At 58.3% G+C, this 20,394-nt stretch carries 20 protein-coding genes; 14 read left to right on the top strand and 6 right to left on the bottom strand.

What is annotated here, in order from left to right; genetic code table 11:
• The first annotated feature begins 42 nt into the window (after positions 1-42).
• Positions 43-1,044 carry a response regulator gene (locus TU86_RS05640; protein ID WP_048363316.1) on the top strand — a complete coding sequence of 334 codons (1,002 nt, stop codon included), beginning with the start codon at positions 43-45 and terminating at the stop codon, positions 1,042-1,044.
• A 76-nt stretch (positions 1,045-1,120) separates the two neighbouring features.
• On the opposite strand, the gene TU86_RS05645 is transcribed toward TU86_RS05640, so the two are convergent.
• The gene (locus tag TU86_RS05645) at positions 1,121-1,909 is read right to left on the bottom strand and encodes a class I SAM-dependent methyltransferase (RefSeq protein ID WP_048363317.1); all 789 of its coding nucleotides are present in this window, start codon (positions 1,907-1,909) and stop codon (positions 1,121-1,123) included.
• Positions 1,910-2,282: 373 nt separating this feature from the next.
• On the opposite strand from TU86_RS05645, the gene prfB reads away from it, so the two are divergent.
• The 7 genes from prfB to TU86_RS05680 all read left to right on the top strand — a co-directional run bounded on the left by prfB (position 2,283) and on the right by TU86_RS05680 (position 9,018).
• A protein-coding gene (prfB, locus tag TU86_RS05650) for a peptide chain release factor 2 (protein ID WP_120752346.1) occupies positions 2,283-3,378 on the top strand; the annotation gives its coding sequence in 2 pieces (ribosomal slippage) (positions 2,283-2,354 and positions 2,356-3,378; 1,095 coding nt in all).
• 116 nt (positions 3,379-3,494) lie between these two features.
• Positions 3,495-4,997, top strand: coding sequence for a lysine--tRNA ligase (gene lysS, locus TU86_RS05655; protein ID WP_048363318.1), 1,503 nt, complete (start codon positions 3,495-3,497; stop codon positions 4,995-4,997).
• Positions 4,998-5,148: 151 nt separating this feature from the next.
• Positions 5,149-5,865 (top strand): TetR/AcrR family transcriptional regulator, encoded by a 717-nt coding sequence (locus TU86_RS05660; protein ID WP_048363319.1) that lies wholly within the window; start codon positions 5,149-5,151, stop codon positions 5,863-5,865.
• 12 nt (positions 5,866-5,877) lie between these two features.
• A complete protein-coding gene (locus TU86_RS05665) occupies positions 5,878-6,426 on the top strand; it encodes a hypothetical protein (protein ID WP_048363320.1) in 549 nt (182 codons plus the stop codon).
• A gap of 24 nt (positions 6,427-6,450) precedes the next feature.
• Entirely contained in the window at positions 6,451-7,728 is a 1,278-nt protein-coding gene (locus tag TU86_RS05670; protein ID WP_048363321.1) for a flavohemoglobin expression-modulating QEGLA motif protein, read from the top strand.
• Positions 7,729-7,780: 52 nt separating this feature from the next.
• On the top strand, positions 7,781-8,695 hold the full coding sequence (locus tag TU86_RS05675) for an alpha/beta hydrolase (protein WP_048363322.1): 915 nt from the start codon (positions 7,781-7,783) through the stop codon (positions 8,693-8,695).
• The gene (locus TU86_RS05680) at positions 8,692-9,018 is read left to right on the top strand and encodes a PA3694 family proteiin (RefSeq protein ID WP_048363323.1); all 327 of its coding nucleotides are present in this window, start codon (positions 8,692-8,694) and stop codon (positions 9,016-9,018) included. The genes TU86_RS05675 and TU86_RS05680 overlap by 4 nt, the downstream gene beginning before the upstream one ends.
• A gap of 49 nt (positions 9,019-9,067) precedes the next feature.
• Here the strand turns inward: TU86_RS05680 and TU86_RS05685 are convergent, their stop codons facing one another.
• The 3 genes from TU86_RS05685 to TU86_RS05695 all read right to left on the bottom strand — a co-directional run bounded on the left by TU86_RS05685 (position 9,068) and on the right by TU86_RS05695 (position 12,028).
• A complete protein-coding gene (locus tag TU86_RS05685; RefSeq protein ID WP_048363324.1) occupies positions 9,068-10,432 on the bottom strand; it encodes a lytic polysaccharide monooxygenase in 1,365 nt (454 codons plus the stop codon).
• A 337-nt stretch (positions 10,433-10,769) separates the two neighbouring features.
• A complete protein-coding gene (gene lptF / locus TU86_RS05690) occupies positions 10,770-11,549 on the bottom strand; it encodes a lipotoxin F family OmpA-related lipoprotein LptF (RefSeq protein ID WP_048363325.1) in 780 nt (259 codons plus the stop codon).
• 65 nt (positions 11,550-11,614) lie between these two features.
• Entirely contained in the window at positions 11,615-12,028 is a 414-nt protein-coding gene (locus TU86_RS05695; RefSeq protein ID WP_048363326.1) for a DUF4398 domain-containing protein, read from the bottom strand.
• Positions 12,029-12,444: 416 nt separating this feature from the next.
• Here TU86_RS05695 and ppc point away from each other — a divergent pair, with 416 nt between their 5' ends.
• The 5 genes from ppc to TU86_RS05720 all read left to right on the top strand — a co-directional run bounded on the left by ppc (position 12,445) and on the right by TU86_RS05720 (position 18,167).
• Positions 12,445-15,075 (top strand): phosphoenolpyruvate carboxylase, encoded by a 2,631-nt coding sequence (gene ppc / locus TU86_RS05700; protein WP_048363327.1) that lies wholly within the window; start codon positions 12,445-12,447, stop codon positions 15,073-15,075.
• A 286-nt stretch (positions 15,076-15,361) separates the two neighbouring features.
• Positions 15,362-16,009 (top strand): adenylate kinase, encoded by a 648-nt coding sequence (gene adk, locus TU86_RS05705; protein WP_048363328.1) that lies wholly within the window; start codon positions 15,362-15,364, stop codon positions 16,007-16,009.
• A gap of 92 nt (positions 16,010-16,101) precedes the next feature.
• Positions 16,102-16,788 carry a tRNA (adenosine(37)-N6)-threonylcarbamoyltransferase complex dimerization subunit type 1 TsaB gene (gene tsaB, locus TU86_RS05710; RefSeq protein WP_048363329.1) on the top strand — a complete coding sequence of 229 codons (687 nt, stop codon included), beginning with the start codon at positions 16,102-16,104 and terminating at the stop codon, positions 16,786-16,788.
• 209 nt (positions 16,789-16,997) lie between these two features.
• Complete coding sequence (locus TU86_RS05715) at positions 16,998-17,294, top strand: hypothetical protein (RefSeq protein ID WP_048363330.1); 297 nt, start codon at positions 16,998-17,000, stop codon at positions 17,292-17,294.
• A 3-nt stretch (positions 17,295-17,297) separates the two neighbouring features.
• On the top strand, positions 17,298-18,167 hold the full coding sequence (locus TU86_RS05720; protein WP_048363331.1) for a DUF72 domain-containing protein: 870 nt from the start codon (positions 17,298-17,300) through the stop codon (positions 18,165-18,167).
• Here the strand turns inward: TU86_RS05720 and TU86_RS05725 are convergent.
• Complete coding sequence (locus tag TU86_RS05725; protein WP_048363332.1) at positions 18,164-18,784, bottom strand: hypothetical protein; 621 nt, start codon at positions 18,782-18,784, stop codon at positions 18,164-18,166. The two genes, TU86_RS05720 and TU86_RS05725, sit on opposite strands and share 4 nt — an antisense overlap.
• A gap of 93 nt (positions 18,785-18,877) precedes the next feature.
• On the opposite strand from TU86_RS05725, the gene TU86_RS05730 reads away from it, so the two are divergent.
• Entirely contained in the window at positions 18,878-19,660 is a 783-nt protein-coding gene (locus tag TU86_RS05730; RefSeq protein WP_048363333.1) for a class I SAM-dependent methyltransferase, read from the top strand.
• Between the two features lie 9 nt (positions 19,661-19,669).
• On the opposite strand, the gene TU86_RS05735 is transcribed toward TU86_RS05730, so the two are convergent.
• Positions 19,670-20,308, bottom strand: coding sequence for a TetR/AcrR family transcriptional regulator (locus tag TU86_RS05735; RefSeq protein ID WP_048363334.1), 639 nt, complete (start codon positions 20,306-20,308; stop codon positions 19,670-19,672).
• Positions 20,309-20,394: the final 86 nt, after the last annotated feature.

Genomic DNA, 20,394 nt, shown 5'->3' on the forward strand with positions numbered 1-20,394 from the left:
CCGGCAGGACTGGCTTGAAGGTGGTAATTCAGGTGAACGCGCATGAATGACTTGCAATTGGACGACGTCAAAAACGACGAAAACGCAGCGATGGTGTTGCTGGTCGACGATCAGGCGATGATCGGCGAGGCCGTGCGCCGGGGGTTGGCCCTTGAGCAAAACATCGATTTCCACTTTTGTGCCGACCCGCACCAGGCCATCGCGCAAGCCATTCGCATCAAACCGACCGTGATTTTGCAGGATCTGGTGATGCCGGGCCTCGACGGCCTGACGCTGGTGCGCGAATACCGCAATCATCCGGCGACCAAAGATATCCCCATTATTGTGCTCTCCACCAAAGAGGACCCGCTGATCAAGAGCGCGGCCTTTGCGGCAGGGGCCAACGACTATTTGGTGAAATTGCCCGACAACATCGAGCTGGTGGCGCGCATTCGCTATCACTCGCGCTCCTACATGACGCTGTTGCAGCGTGATGCGGCCTACCGTGCGCTGCGGGTGAGCCAGCAGCAACTGTTGGACACCAACCTGGTGCTGCAACGGTTGATGAACTCTGACGGCCTGACCGGGTTGTCCAATCGTCGTCACTTTGACGAGTACCTTGAACTGGAATGGCGTCGCGCTTTGCGTGAACAAACCCAGTTGTCGTTGCTGATGATCGACGTGGACTACTTCAAGTCGTTCAACGACACCTTTGGCCATCTGGACGGTGATGAAGCGTTGCGCAAAGTGGCCGCCTCCATCCGCGATGCCAGCAGTCGACCCTCCGACTTGCCTGCGCGTTACGGCGGCGAAGAGTTTGCCATCGTGCTGCCCAATACCTCTCAGGGCGGAGCGCGACTGGTGGCAGAAAAACTGCGCCAGGCCGTTGCGGCGCTGAAGATTGCGCACATCTCGCCCACCGAGGGCAGCAGCCTCACGATCAGCATTGGGCTGGCCACGCTCACGCCGCAACACAGCGGCAACTGTCGCGAATTGATATCGGCGGCGGACAAGGGGTTGTACCTGGCCAAAAACAACGGGCGCAACCAAGTGGGTATTGAGTAAGCCAACTCTCGTCAGGCTCCCCTTAGCTGCTGGCGCAGGCTGCGTCTGTGCGTTCAGATGCAGTCCAGCCTGGGCGTTAGCCGCCTTTCTTTCTGAGCAGCATCAGCCCGGTGGCGTACGCCGTTTTATAACGGCCAGCGCAGTAGTGTGCATACAGCGTTTGGTAGTAGTCAGTGATCGCCTGTTCGCGGATGGTTTCGTCGAACTGGCGGCGTACCTGCGTACTGGCGCCCCAATGCCAGTCCCTGAAGTCGCTGAAGTTCTCAAACTCGACGGTTTCCTCAATGCGCTGTGCGCGCACCATGTCAAAGTCGTGCAGGGTGTCCAGAATGTCCCGGCGGCTGAACCTGAAGTCATCAAACACCACCGGTTCAGTGATGCAGGGGTATTGATGGCGGATCTCCATCAAGGCTCGCTCTTGTATAAAACGCTCGTCCGGCAAGTAATCGAAATCCAGCGCGCACGACAAAAACAAGTCACCGCCGGGCCTGATGGCGGCCGACAGTTTGTCGATCACGGTTTGTTCTTGTGGAATAAACGCTTGCAAGCAGGCCGCGCAAACGACGGCATCAAAGGGCGAAAAGTGGTCCAGGGAGTACGTCAGAAAGTCACTGATGATAAAACGCACGTTGGGCGCGGCATGCGCCAGGTTGGCATAGGTGATTTTGTCCTTGGATTGATCGATGCCGACGTACTGTTCGATGTTGTTCAAGTCCACAAACAGCAGGCTATTGCCGGTGCCACAGCCGACATCCAGCACATTGCCCTGGGGCGTTGCCAATGACAGCAGTAGCTCCAGGCAGCGCTTGTTGACCTGCCGTGAATTGCGTTGAAAGCCTTGTGGGCCACACCTCGGGTTTTCCATTGCCTTGCTCCTGGTGCTTGTTTGTACGGTCAGCCCAAGGGTGTTATCACGCGACAGCAGCGCGTTAAAGGCCGTACTGGTTAGGTATAGCGAGCTTGTTGTGATGTGCAATGAAACGCCGGGTAGTCCATTTCTCTAAAGTTGGGTAACTATTCCCAAGCTGTAGCTGTGATGTGACTTCGCCTGTTTATTGTGGCGTGCCAGATGCAAATTCGCGGTGTGCTGTAGGCCTCGTAAGGCGCGGTCAGTGACGTGTTGCGCCCTTCGGGCTGCGGCAAATGGCCCATATAAGGCCGCCGGGCGGGCTGCTGTAACGGTATATTTTCGGTATACTCTTTGGCTTTGTAAAAATCGCCTACGAGTGCAGTCCGCCATGGAAATCAACCCGATCCTTAACAGCATCAAGGACCTGTCAGAGCGCTCCGAAACCATTCGGGGGTATCTTTGACTACGATCAAAAGCATGAGCGTCTGACCGAAGTCAATCGCGAGCTTGAAGATCCGAGTGTCTGGAACAACCCTTCGTACGCCCAGGAACTGGGACGCGAGCGCTCATTATTGGCGCAAATTGTAGAAACCCTCGATGAGATGCACACCGGTCTGGCCGATGCCAAAGACCTGCTGCTGATGGCTGCCGAGGAAGAAGATCAGGCCGCTGTGGATGACGTTGCCGCTGAGGTTGAACGTCTGCGCGAGTCCCTTGAAAAACTCGAATTTCGCCGCATGTTCAGTGGTGAGATGGACGCCAACAACGCTTACCTGGACATCCAGGCAGGCTCGGGCGGCACCGAAGCGCAAGACTGGGCCAATATCCTGCTGCGGATGTATTTGCGCTGGGCCGACAAGCGCGGCTTCGATGCCACCATCATGGAACTGTCTGCCGGTGAAGTGGCCGGGATCAAAGGCGCAACCGTGCACATCAAGGGTGAATACGCCTTTGGTTGGTTGCGCACCGAAATTGGCGTCCATCGTCTCGTACGCAAAAGTCCCTACGACTCGGGCAACCGTCGTCACACCTCGTTCTCGGCGGTATTCGTTTCGCCAGAGATCGACGACAACATCGAAATCGACATCAACCCCTCAGACCTGCGGATCGACACCTATCGTTCCTCCGGTGCGGGTGGTCAGCACGTAAACACCACCGACTCGGCCGTACGTATCACCCACGTACCGTCCAACACCGTGGTGAGCTGCCAGAACGAACGTTCCCAGCACGCGAACAAAGACACCGCGATGAAAATGCTGCGGGCACGTTTGTACGAGCAGGAAGTGCAAAAGCGCAACGCCGCTTCCCAAGCGCTGGAAGACACCAAGTCGGACATCGGCTGGGGTCACCAGATCCGTTCGTACGTACTCGATGCTTCGCGCATTAAAGATTTGCGTACCAATATAGAACGCAGCGATTGCGACAAAGTGCTCGACGGCGACATCGACGAGTACCTGATAGCGAGCCTGAAACAAGGGCTGTAAGTCGCGCAACAACCGTAAAGTGCGCCGCTGAGGCGCTGCCCCGTGAGGGCCGCCAACGCCCGCTTCCCCCTGCCGCAAGGCGGGGGCAACGAACCTGTGATGGAATTTTTTAAGACATGAGCGACCAACAACTCGACCCGCAAGATGTGCAACAGGAAGAAAACGCCCTGATCGCCCTGCGCAAGGAAAAACTTGCAGCCGAGCGCGCCAAGGGCAATGCCTTCCCGAACGACTTCCGCCGTGACAGCCTTTGCGCCGACCTGCAAAAGCAGTACGCGCAAGCGACCAAGGAAGAGCTGGCCGAGGCGGCCATCCCGGTCAAGGTTGCGGGTCGCATCATGCTTAACCGTGGCTCGTTCATGGTGATCCAAGACATGAGCGGTCGCATTCAGGTCTACGTCAACCGTAAAACCCTGCCGGAAGACACCCTGGCCGCAGTCAAAACCTGGGACTTGGGCGACATCATTGCCGCCGAAGGCACCCTGGCCCGTTCCGGCAAAGGCGACCTGTACGTTGAAATGACCAACGTGCGTCTGCTGACCAAATCGCTGCGTCCGCTGCCCGACAAGCACCACGGCCTGACCGACACCGAGCAGCGTTATCGCCAGCGTTACGTTGACCTGATCGTCAACGAAGACGTGCGTCACACCTTCCGTGTACGTTCGCAAGTGATTGCCCACATCCGCAGCTTCCTGATGGCACGCGACTTCCTTGAAGTCGAAACGCCGATGCTGCAAACCATCCCGGGCGGTGCTGCGGCCAAGCCGTTCGAAACCCACCACAACGCCCTTGATATGGACATGTACCTGCGCATCGCGCCAGAGCTGTTCCTCAAGCGCCTGGTGGTCGGCGGCTTCGAAAAAGTGTTCGAGATCAACCGTAACTTCCGTAACGAAGGCGTGTCGACCCGTCACAACCCTGAATTCACCATGTTGGAGTTCTATCAGGCGTACGCCGACTACGAAGACAACATGGACCTGACCGAAGAGCTGTTCCGTGAACTGGCGCAGCTGGTACTGGGCAGCACCGACGTGCCGTACGGCGACAAAGTGTTCCACTTCGGTGAACCGTTCGTGCGTTTGTCGGTGTTCGACTCGATCCTCAAGTACAACCCTGAGCTGACCGCCGATGACCTGAACGACATCGACAAGGCGCGCGCCATTGCCAAGAAAGCCGGTGCCAAGGTGCTGGGTTTCGAAGGCCTGGGCAAATTGCAGGTGATGATTTTCGAAGAGCTGGTCGAGCACAAACTGGAACAGCCGCACTTCATCACCGAGTACCCGTTCGAAGTGTCGCCACTGGCACGCCGTAACGACGATAACCCGAATGTGACCGATCGTTTCGAGCTGTTTATCGGTGGTCGTGAAATCGCCAATGCTTACTCCGAGCTCAACGATGCTGAAGATCAGGCTGAGCGCTTCATGGCTCAGGTGGCTGATAAAGACGCAGGCGATGACGAAGCCATGCACTACGACGCTGACTTTGTGCGTGCGCTGGAATACGGCATGCCGCCAACGGCCGGTGAAGGTATCGGCATCGACCGTCTGGTGATGTTGTTGACCAACTCACCGTCGATCCGCGACGTGATCTTGTTCCCGCACATGCGCCCACAAGCGTAACGTTGCGAAATAAGAAGCCGCCGCCAAGGGCGGCTTTTTATTGCCTGCTGCCCGGTGGTGTATGCCTTGTTGTGGCTGCCGCAGGCGGCGGTTGCGGCTAAAAGGGGCGCATTTGAGGCACAGTCATCGTCTTCAATAAAAGGAAACATTCGTGAACCTTGTCAAGGCACAAACCGGTGCCGTAGATGTTGCCACGGCGGTGGCCGGGAGCGTCCAGTATCAAGGCCGCAAAGCCAGTCGACATGGCAGTGAGCAGCGTCGGCAACTGATTCTGGATGCAGCGATGCGTATTGTGGTGCGCGATGGCGTGCGCGGTGTGCGCCATCGTGCAGTCGCTGGCGAGGCGGGCGTGCCGCTCTCGGCGACCACTTATTACTTCAAAGACATCGATGACCTGATCCACGATACCTTTGCCCAGTATGTGGAGCGCAGTGCGGCCTTTATGGCCAAATTGTGGCAAAGCACTGAGGGCAAGCTGCGCGAAATGGTGGCGTACGGCGATGGTAGCCCGCAATCGCGCTCACAACTGGCCGATGAAATCGCGGCCATGACGGCGCACTATGTGGAGCACCAACTGCTGACCCGGCGAGACCAGTTGCGCGCCGAGCAGGCGTTCCATCAGGCCGCGCTGCTTAACCCGCGGCTGGCCGTACTGGTGCGGGCACACGAGCAAATATTTTTGCAGGGCACGTGTCAGATCTTTCAGGTGCTGGGTTCCAAACAGCCGCAGCAGGATGCCAATGTCTTGACGGCGATTATCGGTCGGATGGAATATCAGGCCCTACTTAATGGCGCGCAGCCAGCAGTCGATGCAGAGCGGCTCGCTATCCTCACGCGCTACATGCACTTGGTGTTGGCCGCTTTATAGAAGGATGCAGGCATGAAAGGTTGGCGCGTAATGCTTCTGGCAGTCTCGTTTTTACTGTTGAACGGTTGTCTGGTCACCTTCAAGCAAGCCCCTTTGGTGGCACAAACGGCCCCGCAGTCGCTGCTGGGCAAATGGAGCAGCAAAGACGCTTGGGGGCAGGCGCGCCATTTGAACATTCGCGCCATCGATAAAACCCGCTATCAAGCCGAGGTTTACCCCAAGGGCGAGCCCAAGGCCCGTAAGCGCTACACCTTCATCGTCGCCCGGCACGGCAACCGTTGGTACGCCTCGGCGGCGTTGCCGGCGAACGTGGGTGGCGATTACACACTCAATGGCTTTGAACTGACCGACGCGGGCGAACTGGTGGTGTATGACCTTGACCTTGAGCAAATCCGTCAGGCCATCAGTCAGTCCGCGTTGAGCGGCGACACGGTGGAAACCGCTGAGGGGACTGGCGTACAGATCAACAGCCCATCGGCTAAAGTCTTTGCTTATCTGGATGACCCGGCGAACTCCGACGTGTTTGTCGAAATCGCCCGCTATCAGCGCGTGGCCAAGTAACAGCCCACATCAAAGGAGCACCGGGTGGACGATTATCAACGCACGATTCGTACCTTGTCAGACCGCATCGTGCTGGCCCAAACCCCGATCCGCGTGCTGGATGCGGTGAAGTGGGATGACAGCATCCGTCAGGGATTTCTCAAGGCCAAGGGCAAGCAAATGCCAGCCGTGGACCGCGATTACTACCTGGGGCGGCCGCTGTCGTTTGATTCGGGCGCGGTGAAGCTGGAATTTCAGAACATCGAACGTGATATTACCCGCCAGTTGGGTCAGTTCAACCCGGTGGGGCAGATCATGCGCCGCATGTGCAAAGAGTACCGAATGGTGGTGCGCATGCTCGAAGCGCGTGGCACTGAAGATTTCGGGCTGATCTCGCAGGAACTCTACGGCGCGGCCTCCGATGCGTTCCACGCGGGCGACCCGACGCTGGCCGATCTGGGGCTGATGATGTCGGACTATTTGGACAACATCGATGATCGCGGCGCGCTTAAAGACGAAGCCAAAACCCTGACCGCCAAAGACGCGGTGAGCATGCTGCAAAGCCGACTGAACAAGGTGTTCGGTGAGGCCGAGGATACCATTCGCGTTTTTGAGTCTGACGGCATCGTGGCCGATGCGGCGGCAGGTGCGGACTACATCAAGATTCGCACCGATGCGATGTTCAACGAACGTGATGTGCGGGCGCTGGAAGTTCACGAAGGGCTGGTGCATGTCGGCACCACGCTCAACGGGTTGAACCAGCCGATCTGCACCTTTCTGGCCAAAGGCCCGCCGTCTTCGACGGTGACGCAGGAGGGGCTGGCAATTTTGATGGAAATCATCACCTTTGCCTCCTACCCCAGCCGCTTGCGCAAACTGACCAACCGCACCCGCGCCATTCACATGGTGGAGGAGGGCGCGGACTTTATGCAGGTGTATGAGTTCTTCCGTGAGCAAGGCTTTGAAATGCCTGAAAGCTATGGCAATGCGAGTCGGGTATTCCGTGGGTCAGTGCCCAATGGCCTGCCATTTACCAAAGACTTGTCCTACCTCAAGGGCTTCATCATGGTTTACAACTACATTCAGTTGGCCGTGCGTAAAGGCAAGCTGGAGCAAGTGCCGCTGCTGTTTTGTGGCAAGACCACGCTGGAAGACATGCGCACCCTGCGCCAGTTGGTGGATGAAGGGTTGGTGGTGGCGCCCAAATACTTGCCTGAGCAGTTTCGTGACATGAACGCGCTGGCGGCCTGGATGTGCTTCTCCAACTTCCTCAATCATTTGAGCCTGGACCGGATCGAAGCGGATTACTCCAACATCCTGTAACGCTTCGGTAGCTCCCGCGGGGTTACAGGCCCCTCTTTAATAGGATTGCTCCATGAAAACCCTGGCTGCACTCTGCCTGCTGCTTGCCCTCAGCGGATGCAGCTCGCTGCTGTTTTACCCGGAACCCGGCCAGCCCGTCACGCCGACGGCTGCGGGGTTGGCGTACCGCGACGTCACGTTGACCGCCAGCGACGGCACCCGTCTGCACGGCTGGTGGTTGCCGGCCAAACCCGGTGTGCCGCTCAAGGGCACGGTGCTGCACTTGCACGGCAATGGTGGCAACCTGGCTTATCACTTGGGGGCTGCCGCGTGGTTGCCCGCCGAGGGCTATCAGGTGTTGATGCTTGATTACCGTGGTTACGGCTTGTCACAAGGCTCGGCCCGTTTGCCCGAGGTGTATCAGGACATCGACGCGGCGTTCGACTGGTTGCAGCACCAACCGCAGGCTCACGGTGTGCCGTTGATTGTGCTGGGGCAAAGCCTAGGCGGTGCGATGGGGGTTCACTATTTGAGCAAACACCCGCAGCAGCGGGCGCGCGTCACAGCGATGGTGCTTGACGGTGTACCGGCCAGTTACCGTGAGGTCGGGCAGTTTGCCTTGAGCACTGGGTGGCTGACGTGGCCGCTGCAAGTCCCGTTGTCGTGGTGGGTGCCGGACGCTGACAGCGCGCTCTACGCGATACCGGACATGGGCAATTTGCCCATGCTGATCTTCCACAGTCTGGATGACCCGGTCGTGCCGCTTTCCAACGGCATCCGGTTGTATCAAGCTGCGCCCCCGCCCAAGGTGCTGCAATTGACGCGCGGCGGGCATGTGCAGACGTTTGCCGACCCGACCTGGCGGCAAGTGATGCTGCGTTATCTGCAAGACCCGCAACACTTCAATGGCGTGCGGCGCCTGGGTGAAATCCCCAATTACCCCGCCACCCCGAATTCGAAAAACGTTGAACCAGAGAGCCAACCATGAGTGAAGAACGTAACGCCATCCCGCTGATCATCACCGGTATTTGCACCATCATCGGCACCGTGGGTGTGCTGTGGTACTACGGCTACCTGCATTTCGCCAAGCCTGAAGATGCCCTGTTGCTCAGCGACTTCACCATGCTCAAAACCATTCCCGGCGAAGATTACAAAGTGTCGCTGACCCCGGCTAACCAAGTGGCGCAGTGCGTCGATGGCATCATCGTGCTGTTCGACACCGAACAGAAAGGCCTGACCGGTGTACTGGTGAACAACAAGAAACAAGCTGTGCGCTGCCTGGGCCAGGAAACGCCCAAGCTGGAGCAGTAAAACCCTGTACCCGGCGCGAGTTGGCCTCGCGCCGGGCGGTCAGGGCGTGTTAGGCGACTTGCGTCCACAGCGTATCCGCTTGCCCTGGGGCCCACGAAACGTTCGAGATATGCGCTTGCAGGCACTGCCAGTGTTTCCCGTTGTGGCTCACCCGCTCATTCACCAAGTACTTCGTGTTAAGTGCCCAGAGCGGATACTCACCGCCACCTTGATCAGCCTCGGTTTTGACCGAGAGCACATTGCTGGGGGCTGACGCTTGAGCACGTTCGTCCAGCGCCGTGACGTAATAGCGGTATTGCGTGTTCGGTGTCAGGCCGGTGTCATCGAATGAAGTCTTATCGGCCTTGACCCGCGCGATCTCCTGGTCGTTACGGTAGATGAGGTACTGCGTGATGGCAGAAGGCCCCGTCGATGCGCCCCACATCACACTTACAACGGTCGAGGTTTGGCCCATGCTGTGCAGGTTTTTTGGCGCAGTGGGAGGCGCATTTTCTCCGCCCTCTGCTGGCGTGATCACTTCAATGGCGCGGCTGGGGGTAGACATATTGCCGAGTTCATCAATGGCGCTGATGAAGTAGGTGTACAGCGTTTCAGGCCTAACGCTGTTATCCATCCAACTGAGCAGCGGCGCGATGACATCCACCGTTGTAGAGCCGTTGCGTATCAATCGATAGGCGGCAATGGGATGAGGGCCAGTGGAGGCACCCCACGTCAGTGTGATGTGTTTGTCAGTCACCTCCCGGGTCATCAGATGGCTCGGCGTAGTGGGGCGCTCTTCGCCTGCGTCATCGGCTAAAAAGTCCAGGTCGATGACCTGATAAAACGCATTGCCCGTGTTTGCCACTTCCCATACAGCCAACAGCACGTGGTAGCCCTCACGCTGGGGGAGCGGAACGCCATGCACGGTGGGCGACGAGGGCATCATCGCATCGGTATGTTCCCAGAAGGGCTGGAGGTTGATTTGCACGGTGTAAAAAGGTTCGGCCTCGAATTGGTCACGGCTTAAAACGCGCTCTGGGTTCCAGTCTTCTTTGGTCATGAAGTAGTTCCAGCGCCGTGTGGCATGGTTGGCGGTGAAGTGCCAGGACACCTCTAAAGCCTCGCCCCCTCGAACCTCATGTTTTTGCCAATGACTACCCGGTGCATCGAGTGCAGCGCCGGTAAGCTGGTTGGCGCTGGCAATCTTTCCGTCCGGCGGAGGCGCCGCATTGAGGGTGTCCTGTTTCGCGTAAACATCCAACTGATCAGCGGCTGTTGTTGGAAAAAACTTGCCTGACTCCCGCTGGTTTAAAGCGCCTTCATCCAGTTCCCCCGCTTGCCACGCAAAGTAGGCCCGTGAGGCGGGTGAAAAAACATGCCCATGACGCGGCATCTTACTTTTGCTGATGACGTTGTTTGTACGAATTTTGGACATTGTGCGCCTCTGATTTTGATAGTCCTAAAGAGAAACATGCTGACGATTAGGCAGAAAATCCCTCAGCAACGGCAATGACCGCTAACGCGACGAGGCTTTGGTACACGCATGGATTGGCCATCCAACCGTGCAGTCAGAGCGTCATATATAGAGAGGGTACGGGGCGGTGAGAACTGTCAGAACTGACAGTTGGTTAGAGCAATTCGAAATTAATTGGCTATTTTTATGTGTGATTTACGTCTATAGGCTGACCTGCCGCACGTACAAAAACGCCCCCACTGTCGGGATTGAGTCCGACGATGGGGGCGTGGTGTGCTGCGCAGCTTAGATCAAGCTGTTACTGCATCGACGAACGCGGCGCTACGGGCTGGTTGTCGTTGGAGATGGTCACTTCAACGCGGCGGTTCTGGGCACGGCCGGAGTTGGTAGCGTTGCTGGCCACCGGGTATTCCTTGCCATAGCCTTGAGCCACGATGCGTGATGGATCAACGCCGGCACGTACCAGTGCGTTTTTAACCGCGTTGGCACGGCGCTCAGACAGGCCCTGGTTGTAAGAGGCCGAACCTTTGCTGTCGGTATACCCTTCAACGATCACTTTGCGATCCGGGTTTTTGATCAGGTAGTTGGCCAGCGTGGTGATGCTGTCACGGCTGTTGGCCTTGAGGTCTGCACGATCGAAATCAAACAGCACATCACCGAAGGTGACCAGGGTGCCACGCTCGGTTTGCTTGGCATTGAGGCTCTGCAACTGACGGATTTGCGCGTCACGAGCTTCTAGCAGGGCTTGAGCACGGGCGGCAGCGGAGTTTTTCAGCTGGTTTTCAGCAGTGCGCAGCGCGATGGTCTGCTTGGCCACTTCAACACGCTGGTTGGTCAGGTACGCCAGTTGGTCAACCTTGGACTCGTCTTCTTTGTCCAGGTAAGCCTTTTGTGCCTTGTCCAGCCACTCGCTGGCGTCTTTGGTTTCCAGGGCGGCGACCTTGGTGGCTTCCGGGTTGGTTTGCAGCGCCGAGAAGTTGGTCTTGGCGTTTTCCAGGTTGATGTTTGGCTGGTGCGAGCACGCCGCCAAGCCAACGCTGAGGGCCAACAGGGCAGGGATCAGTACTGTGTTACGCATAATATTTAGTCCTTTCTAACGATTAGGAATGCGAAGTCGCAGAGACAGGCAAAAAGGGGCGGCGTTTACTTAACGCTGCGCATGCCTTCCTGACGCAGTTCCTGAACGGCTTTCTGAGCATCCTGAACGGCCTTCTCGGCTTTAGCGGCCTGGGCTTTGCGTTCTGCTACGCGAGCATCCCACTCGGCTTGTTCAGCCAGACGCTTGGCGTCCTTGTAGTTTTTGTCGTGCATGGCCAGCTCGGCTTGCTTGAGCTTGTCTTGCGCCGACTTCATTTCCACCGGGGCGTATTCGGTACCGCCAGCGCTCACGGCGTTATTGACCGCCGATTGAGTCACTGCGTATTGCTCGGACGGCGGGTTGCCAGCACAACCGGCCAAAACGAAGCTGGTACCGATTGCCAACGCAGCCAGTTTTAGCCCGCGCAGGCGAGGTGAGGTGGTTTTGACAGTGCGGGTCATCATGGTCTTCAACTCCATTAGGTAACTCCTGAAAAACTTCAAATTCCATCACGTCTGTGGCGTCAAACAGGATTGCCTGTGATGTCACCCGGAGTGTTGATATCCCTGCCCCGGCAGTGATGGTTAATGGGTGTGACCGAAACGATTTTTGAATAGTTCAAAAAAAAAGATGGCTAATGGCCTAATTATTAGTGACCGATCAGTCACGCTATTTTGCCGCGATCAAAGCGATGCCAAGCACTGATTTAGAGGGTGCGCCGGGTTCTATAAGGGTTTGCGGGCAGGCGGTAACATTAAAAAGCCAGCGTCCGGTCCTTGCTGAAACGCGTCAGCGTGCAGGTTTTTTTTATCGCACGTGCGGCTTGCCATGCACAACGATTGCGACGCACTCTTGGGCCACGAGCTGTCCCCGGATACTGCTGGAGAAATTGCTGATGACCGATATTGCTGCACGCTTGCGCGATGATGTTCACCTGCTGGGTGAACTGTTGGGTAATACAATCCGTGACCAGTACGGCGAAGCGTTTCTCGCCAAAATCGAACACATTCGTCAAGGCGCCAAGGATGACCGGCGTGGCACCACTGGCGAGGAGTTGAGCACCATTCTGGGGGATTTGAACGATGACGAAGTGCTGCCGGTGGCGCGAGCGTTTAACCAGTTCTTGAACCTGGCCAACATCGCCGAACAGTACGAACTCATCCACCGCCGTGAAGAGGGGCAGCCCGAGCCGTTTGAATCGCTGGTATTGCCCACGTTGCTGGCGCGTTTGCTGGCTGAGGGGCATAGCGCCGAATCTTTGGCGCGACAGGTTGCGTGCCTGCAGATCGAGCTGGTGCTGACCGCGCACCCGACCGAAGTGACCCGTCGCACGTTGATTCAAAAATACGACGCCATTGCCGCGCAGTTGGCTGCACAAGACCACCGCGACCTCACGCTCAGCGAAAAAACACACATCGAACAACGCCTGCAACGCTTGATTGCCGAAGCGTGGCACACCGAAGAAATCCGCCGCACGCGCCCCACGCCCATTGATGAAGCCAAGTGGGGCTTTGCCGTGATAGAGCATTCCCTGTGGCATGCCTTGCCGAACATGATGCGCAAGGCCGATGAGGCGCTGTACGCCGCCACCGGGCTGCATTTGCCACTGGAGGCCGCGCCGATTCGCTTTGCGTCGTGGATGGGCGGTGACCGCGATGGCAACCCCAATGTGACTGCCAGCGTCACCCGCGAAGTGTTGTTGTTAGCACGCTGGATGGCGGCGGATCTGTACCTGCGCGACCTCGATAAACTGGCGGCTGACTTGTCGATGCAGCAAGGCACACCGGCGTTGTTGGCCGCCGCCGGGGACAGCGTCGAGCCTTATCGTGGCGTACTTAAACAATTGCGTGAGCGCCTGCGCATAACCCGCAATTGGGCACATAGCTCGCTGAGCGTGACCCAGCCTGCACCTGAAAGCGTATTGCATGACAACCGCGACCTGCTGGCGCCGTTGCAGTTGTGTTATCAGTCGCTGCACGCTTGCGGCATGGGGGTGATTGCGGACGGCCCATTGCTTGATTTCCTGCGCCGCGCGGTGACCTTCGGTTTGTTTCTGGTACGCCTCGATGTGCGTCAGGACGCGGCGCGTCACGCCTCGGCGATGACCGAAATTACCGATTATCTGGGCCTGGGGCGCTACGAAGAGTGGGATGAAGACACGCGCCTGACCTTTCTGATGCGCGAACTGGCCAACCGTCGGCCGCTGTTGCCGGGTTATTTCAAACCTGGCGCAGACACCGCAGAAGTACTCGCCACATGCCGTGAGGTTGCCGCAGCGCCAGAAGCCTCATTGGGTTCGTACGTGATTTCGATGGCAGGTGCCGCCTCCGATGTACTGGCGGTGCAATTGCTGCTTAAAGAGGCGGGGCTGGAACGACCGATGCGCGTGGTGCCGTTGTTTGAAACCCTGGCCGACCTCGACAACGCAGGCCCGGTGATTGAACGCCTGCTGCTGTTGCCCGGTTATCGTGCGCGCCTGCACGGGCCGCAAGAAGTGATGATCGGATACTCCGACTCCGCCAAAGATGCCGGCACCACCGCCGCCGCGTGGGCGCAATACCGGGCACAGGAAACACTGGTCAATATCTGCCGCGATCAGCAAGTCGAACTGCTGCTGTTTCATGGTAGGGGTGGCACCGTGGGTCGAGGCGGCGGTCCGGCGCATGCGGCCATCTTGTCTCAGCCGCCGGGGTCGGTGGCGGGGCGTTTTCGCACCACCGAACAAGGCGAAATGATCCGCTTCAAGTTTGGTCTGCCCCAGATCGCCGAGCAAAACCTCAACTTGTATTTGGCGGCGGTGCTGGAGGCCACGTTGCTGCCACCGCCCTTGCCTGAACCGGGCTGGCGCGTGCTGATGGACGAGTTGGCCGCCGATGGCGTCAAGGCGTACCGCAGCGTGGTGCGCGATAACCCGCAATTTGTGGAGTACTTCCGCCAATCCACCCCGGAGCAAGAGTTGGGGCGCTTGCCGCTGGGCAGTCGTCCGGCCAAACGCCGGGCGGGCGGCATCGAAAGCCTGCGAGCCATCCCGTGGATCTTCGGCTGGACCCAAACGCGGCTGATGCTGCCGGCATGGTTAGGGTGGGAAACGGCCTTGAACAACGCGCTCAAGCGTGGAGAAGGCGAAGTGTTAGGGCAGATGCGCGAACAATGGCCGTTTTTCCGCACCCGTATCGACATGCTGGAAATGGTGCTGGCCAAAGCCGATGCCGACATTGCGCGTTTGTACGACGAGCGCCTGGTGACGCCCGAACTGCTGCCATTGGGTGCGCACTTGCGCGACTTATTGTCGCAGGCGTGCGCGGTTGTACTGGGCTTGACCGGGCAGACGCAACTCATGGCGCACAGCCCTGAAACCTTGGAATTCATACGTTTGCGCAACACCTACCTTGATCCGCTTCATTTATTGCAGGCCGAATTGCTGGCCCGTTCCCGGCGCCAGGAAGCGGCGCAAGACAGCCCTCTGGAACAAGCATTGTTGGTCACGGTGGCCGGAATTGCGGCAGGCTTGCGTAACACCGGTTAACGAAAAAACCGGCTCAGTGACCGTGCCCCTCACGACGCAGCCTGTGCACCAACACCTGCACTGGCTGCGTGGGCACAGCACTTTATTGCAAGGCTGCGCGCTGTGACACCCCGTCGCACGGGCCTGTCAGCCTCTGATTATTCCTACTTTTGCCGTCTTGTGTGGCTCGGGCCTGCTGTGTATCTTGGTCAGCCCTTGGCCATTTTGATGGCCATCACCTGATTCTGAGATTGGCCCAAAGAGGCGAGTCTGTTGTCATTTAAATAAAAATTTTAGGAGCACATCGATGCGCGTCATTCTGCTGGGAGCTCCCGGGGCCGGTAAAGGTACTCAGGCAAAGTTCATCACCGAAAAATTCGGTATCCCGCAAATCTCCACCGGTGACATGTTGCGTGCAGCCGTCAAGGCAGGCACCGAGCTGGGCCTGATCGCTAAAAGCGTGATGGACAGCGGCGGTCTGGTTTCCGATGACCTGATCATCAATCTGGTCAAGGAACGCATCAGCCAGGACGACTGCAAAAACGGTTTCCTGTTCGACGGCTTCCCGCGCACCATTCCGCAAGCTGAAGCACTGGTCAAAGCTGGTGTCGAGCTGGACCACGTACTGGAAATCGCCGTAGAAGACGAAGAAATCGTCCAGCGCATTGCTGGCCGTCGCGTGCACGAAGCGTCGGGCCGCGTTTACCACGTCGTCTACAACCCGCCTAAAGTTGAAGGCAAAGACGACGTGACCGGCGAAGCGCTGGTGCAACGTAAAGACGACACCGAAGAAACCGTGCGTCACCGTCTTTCGGTTTACCACTCGCAGACCAAGCCGTTGGTGGATTTCTACCAGAAGCTGGCCGCTGCTCAAGGCAAGCCAAAGTACAGCCACGTTGAAGGCGTTGGCTCAGTACAGGACATCACCGCCAAGGTGCTTGCTGCCCTGAACTGATCGTCGATTTGCCCTGATACAACAGCCCGCTTGCGGGCTGTTGTTGTTTATACTGCTGCACTTTTTAAATTCTGATTCTGACGGGAACACCGATGAGCACCTTGCTGGCCCTGGATACCGCGACTGAAGCTTGCTCTGTTGCCTTGCTGCACGATGGCAAGGTTACAAGCCACTACGAGGTCATCCCGCGCCTGCACGCGCAAAAGCTGTTGCCCATGATTCAAACCTTGCTGGCCGAGGCCGGAGTCAAACTGTCGGACGTTGACGCGATTGCATTTGGCCGCGGGCCGGGCGCGTTCACGGGTGTGCGCATCGCCATCGGCGTGGTGCAAGGGTTGGCGTTTGCGCTGGAGCGCCCGGTATTGCCCGTCTCCAACCTCGCGGTACTGGCCCAGCGAGCCTACCGCGAGCACGGCGCTACCCAGGTGGCCGCTGCAATTGATGCGCGCATGGACGAAGTGTATTGGGGTTGCTACCGCGAAGTGGCCGGTGAAATGCGCTTGGTCGGGGCTGAAGCCGTATTGGCGCCTGAAGCCGCGCAACTGCCGGACGACGCCACGGGCCAATGGTTTGGGGCGGGTACTGGCTGGGGCTATGCCGAACGTTTGAGCCCTAAGCCGTACGCAATGGACGCGGGCATGCTGCCGCACGCTGAAGACTTACTGACCCTGGCCCGATTTGCCTGGGCACGCGGCGAAGCCATCGTGGCCGACGAAGCCCAGCCGGTGTACCTGCGAGACAAAGTTGCCACCCCCAAGCACCCTGTTCTGGCCCCGTAGCAGTTGACGAAGCCTGCGTGCGGCGGCGTCGCCGTGGTAAAGCTTCACGCCACGATGCCAGCACCACCGGACGCAGCCTGCGCCAGCGACTACAGTTATGGGCAGGGCTTTAAACCTTTTCGCTTTTTTGCAGTCTAGTCTTCACTTGGGCAATTGCTTAGTTCGGCCGGTGCCGCTAAATTGCCATCATTGCAACCGAGCTTATCGCTATGCGCATCGACGGATTTTCCTCACAGTCTTACCCGATCAAGCGCAAGCCGCGTAAAGGCCAGGCGCTGGTTGACGAGTCAGTGGAAGACAGCGAAATCGTCTTCGAAAACGCCCCGCAAGCCGCACGCACGCCTCCCTCCGGTGAGCGCATCAGCCAAGTGCCCGCCCGTCAGCAAGACATGATTTTCCAACGTGTCATGAGCAAAAAAGTCGCCAGTGCCCTGACCAGTTACCTGACCACGGCAGGCTTCGTCGACTGGGACGCTGAAGTGCTGGGGCTAGACCTGTACATTTGAGCCATGACGCAAAATCCTCTCCCGTATTACCTCGGTTGCCCCGCCTGGAGTGAAAACGCCTGGCGCGAAGGCTTGTACCCGCAAAACGCGCGGTCCACCGAGTTTCTGAGCCTGTATGCGCAAGTGTTCAATGCGGTCGAAGGCAACACCACGTTCCACGCCACGCCTGCTCTGGCCACGGTCGAGCGCTGGGCGCAGAGCATGCCCCAACATTTTCGTTTCACCGCCAAGTTCGCGCGGGAAATCAGCCATGGCGGTGATTTGCGTAGCCAAGGGCCAGCCGTGGAGAGCTTTCTTCAGTTGCTGCGCCCGTTAGGCGCGCGCGTAGCACCGTTGTGGCTGCAACTGCCCGCGAGCTTCGGCCCTCAGCGTCTTGCAGAGCTGGTGAGCTTTATAGACGCCCTGGAGCGCCCGTTGGCCGTTGAAGTGCGCCACCCGGCCTTCTTTGCCAAAGGCGATGCCGAGCGCCTGTTGAATCGCGTGCTGAGGGATCGCGGTGTCGAACGCATCTGTCTGGACTCGCGTGCATTGTTCAGTTGCACCTCCACCGCACCCGCGGTGCTGCATGCCCAAGAAAAAAAACCTCGTGTGCCGCCGCGTCCTGCGGCCTTTACCTTGTTTCCACAGGTGCGCTTTATCGGTCGGCCGCAATTGCAAGCCAACGATGCGTTTTTGCTGCCGTGGGTGGAAAAGGTTGCGGGCTGGATCGAAGAAGGGCGCACGCCGTATGTGTTTTTACACACGCCGGATAATCACTTGGCACCCGAGTTGGCGCGGCGTTTTCATGCGCAATTAAGCGAACGGTTGCCGGGAATGCCGGCATTGCCCGTGCTGCACACCCCGCAGACGAGCGAACAACTGGGGCTGCTTTAAGCCGCCAGGCGCAGGTTATTGATGATCAGCGGTCGTGCCCAGCCCAGATCAAAGTCCATTGCGCGCTGCTGCTCAATCAACGTCATGGCATCGAACGGCTCGGCAGGTTTGTCCAGCAAGTCCATTTCGAACTCTGCTATCGGCAGGTGCAAAGGCCGCGGCTCAGGCGCTGGGCCTGGTTCAGGCAGCGGGTGACCGGCGGCCATTACGATCGGGCGCACCCAATGGCTGTCGAAATCTTGCTGATGCTGTTGGGCGAACAGCTCGTCCGGCGGGTAAGGCTTGGCAATGGGGGGCAACAAGTCCAGTTCGAACTCGGCAATGGGCAAAAACAGCGCTTCGGGCGGGCGCAGCTCGGTGTCTATCACGTCGCAATGGCGCTGGGTCACGATGCTGCTCAGCAAATCACTGCCGCCGCGGGGTTCGACGTTTTCATCGCTCTCTACCGGCTCGATGTCGAGCGGTGAGAATTCGTCAGTACCGGACTGCTCGACCAATGCCTGGGCGTAGAAGTCCTTCCACAGGTGATTGACACTGCCCGTGATCTGCGAATTGTGACGGCCAAAATCGCCAATTGGCGCGATAAAGCCTATCGATGTGGAATGAATGTCTGACATAGCTCTCGGTCGACGCCCAGCTCTGGCAAAATGCCGGATATTTCATTTATCGGCAGCGTTTGCCGATCATTAAATTTTTGAGCGTGTTTTTAAATGAGTGAGCAAACAGCAGGCTGTCGAATCAACGTCCAGGCACTGGACGAGGCGTACCAAGCCTTGGCCGAGCAGTGGGCCGAGCGCCTTGGCCTGCCGATGGACGAGGCGGATGCCGAGTTCGCCTTGCAAGTCAGTGCGCACGGTCTGCAATTGCAGCAGTTGGGCGCCGATGCGCCGGGGCCGGTACGTGTCGACTTTGTAGAGGGTGGCGCTGCGCACCGGCGTTTGTTTGGCGGCGGCACCGGGCAAATGATTGCCAAGGCTGTGGGCATCCAGCAGGGCGTGCGCCCACGGGTGCTGGACGCCACCGCAGGGTTGGGCAAAGACGCGTTTGTGCTGGCCAGCCTGGGCTGTGAAATGAGCCTGATTGAACGTCAGCCGTTGATCGGTGCGCTGCTGGAAGACGGCCTGGCTCGTGGTCTGGATGACCATGAGGTGGCGCCAATCGTGTCACGCATGAAGTTGCTCAAAGGCAATTCGATTGAGGTGATGCGTCACTGGGAAGGCGAGCCGCCGCAGGTGATTTACCTCGATCCGATGTTCCCGCACCGAGAAAAAACGGCGCTGGTGAAAAAAGAAATGCGCTTGTTCCGCCCCTTGGTAGGCGATGACAACGATGCGCCAGCATTGCTCGAAGCGGCGTTGGCGCTGGCAAGCCACCGCGTCGTGGTCAAGCGCCCGCGCAAGGCCCCGTGCATAGCAGGCCCCAAACCAAGCCATGCACTGGACGGCAAATCGAGCCGCTACGATATCTACCCCAAAAAAGCTCTCAAGCCCTGAGCCGCCGGGTTAATCCGCCCTGTAGGCGCGCATAAACAATGTGACGACCTCGCGCACATGGGCCTCGGCCTCTTGCGCGCTCAACGGTTCGCCGCAGCCATGCAGCAGGCGAAAGTTGGGTGCGCCCTTGAGCAGGCAAAAAAAGTGCTCGGCCGCATGGTGGGTGTTGTTGATCCGCAGTGTGCCTTGCTGGTGGATGCGATCCAGCAAGCGCTCCATCTCCAGCACCACATGGTGCGGCCCGGCGTCGAAGAATATCTGCGACAGCTTCGGGTCCTGGCTGCCCAACGTGATCATCAACCGGTGCAGGTTTAACGACTCCTCACTGTTGATCAGCGTGTGAAACCCGCGCCCGATGTTTAACAGCACCGTTTCAATCGGCACGCCGTGGGGCAAAGCAAAAAACAACTCCGGCAACTGCTCAGTGCACTTGGCCATCACGGCGGCCGAGAACAAGGTCTCCTTGTCGGTGAAATGGCTGTAGACCGTCAGTTTTGACACGCCAGCCAGGTTGGCAACGGCGTCCATGCTGGTGCTGGCAAATCCCTTGCTCAAAAACAGAATTTTGGCCGCATCCAGGATCGACTGGCGTTTTGCCAGATCTTTGGGGCGGCCGGGGGCATTAGGGACTAAAGGTTGGTCAGACATTTCCGTTTATTACTGGACTGGTGAGTTTAGTATTAATAACATGCCGCCCAGTATAAATATTCCAAGCCCTATAAGCGAAAGGTCGT

Source organism: Pseudomonas weihenstephanensis, from assembly GCF_001043055.1.
GTDB lineage: Bacteria > Pseudomonadota > Gammaproteobacteria > Pseudomonadales > Pseudomonadaceae > Aquipseudomonas > Aquipseudomonas weihenstephanensis.